Below are 1,610 nucleotides of genomic sequence, written 5' to 3'. Positions count from 1 at the left end.
GCATGTGTTAGGCCTGCCGCCAGCGTTCAATCTGAGCCATGATCAAACTCTTCAATTAAAAGTTTTTTGAAGCTTTCGCTTCGGCTCAATGAATACTGAATAAATTGACTGTGCCGATACTTAGTATCGTTTTGGTCACTCAGTTCATTGATAAATCTTTTGGATTATCATCAACGAGTGYCCACACAGATTGATAGGTTTAAATTTTAAAGAGCTTCTAACTTTCTTAGTGGCTTTGCCACCATCTCGTTAGGGGTGCGTATATTACAACGCTTTATTTGAGAGTCAAGCGTTTTTTCAAACTTTCTTTCATCTCTTTCCTGACTTACTTTGTGATGTTTGTCTCACTCCGTGTCAGTGAGGCGGCATTATAAGGAGTTCTTTCCAGTGCGCAATACTTTTTTTGAATTTAATTTCGTTCGGTCAACAAAGCATCAAATTGGTCTTTTTTGCATATATTTTCAGCACATTTGACCCTCATCACACCATTACGTTGGAAAAAGACTAAGCATAAACTTAAGATTTGTGTGTCTATTTTGTTAATAGGCATTCATTTTTGTCTGTACCCTAATGTAGTAATCCAATATGACGTTTAAAAAAGTTATTGCGAGTGCCGCTCTGGCCAWTTTGGGTGGTTTCATTTTCTCGCAGCTCGATATTTCTCCAGCCATCAGTTTTGTTATTGGTGTTGTACTTTACAACTTACTTATCTCTTTTTTCCACACACGCCAACGCTTACTGTTACTGATAGTGACTCTTCGCTTCCAACCAAAACACTTTATGTGGGCAACCTTCCCTATAAAGCGAACGAAACTCATGTTCGCGAACTGTTTGCACAACACGGCCAAGTTTATGGTGTACGTTTGATGAAAGATAAGCGTACGGGTAAAAGAAGAGGCTTTGGGTTTGTCGTGATGGCCAGTGGGGATGCTGAAAATGCTATCAATGCACTTAATGAAAAGGAGTATGCGCAACGTACGTTGAAAGTTCGCATTGCAAATGAAATGAAACACTCTATAGAGGATAAAGTTCTATAGCGTTAAAACCCATCGTTTGTAGTGACCCATTCAGCGCAGCTTCATCCCAAGGCTGCGCTGTGCTAAAGATGCGCCACGGTGTCTTAGTACTTTGTGGTGATAATTGACTGGAGGAGGCTCTGCAACGCGACGAGCAATCGGCTTCTCCAGAATCAACCAAAATAATCTCATCACCCAGTACTTGCTGTATTTCTTCTTTTAGCAGTGGAAAATGGGTTACATCCTAGTACCGCCACGTCCACTTTGTGTTTCATCGGTTTGAGTATCATGCCAGCTCTTGCTGATCTACTTGACGCCCTCTTAGTTTCTCTTCGGCGATGTCCACCAAGCGAGTCGAACCAAGTAACTCGACTTCTTTCTCATGCGCGAAATCACGAATGAGATCGTGTGTGTATTGACGAGTCACCGTTGCTGGTCGTTGCAATTAAACCCACCGCTCGATTCGCCAAAAGAGAAGCTGGTTTGATCGCAGGCACGACACCAACAACGGGAATAGGCAACTTCGCTCTTAAGGATGGGGAGCACAAGTGGTGACTGGCGGTGTTGCAGGCAATAACAACAAGGTCTATCGCA

Annotated in this window: 2 pseudogenes; one reads left to right on the top strand and one right to left on the bottom strand. The window is 42.6% G+C overall.

Going from position 1 to position 1,610, the window contains the following annotated elements:
• The first annotated feature begins 585 nt into the window (after window positions 1-585).
• Window positions 586-1,037, top strand: a pseudogene (locus CIK04_RS22745) (RNA-binding protein).
• On the opposite strand, the pseudogene CIK04_RS22740 reads toward CIK04_RS22745, so the two are convergent.
• Window positions 1,015-1,610, bottom strand: a pseudogene (locus tag CIK04_RS22740) (aspartate/glutamate racemase family protein); the annotation flags it as partial. The pseudogenes CIK04_RS22745 and CIK04_RS22740 sit on opposite strands and share 23 nt — an antisense overlap.

It is taken from the genome of Vibrio sp. 03_296 (assembly GCF_002265885.1).
Note: the sequence above shows the minus strand (reverse complement) of the source record. Positions and strands in the feature narration are given on the sequence as shown.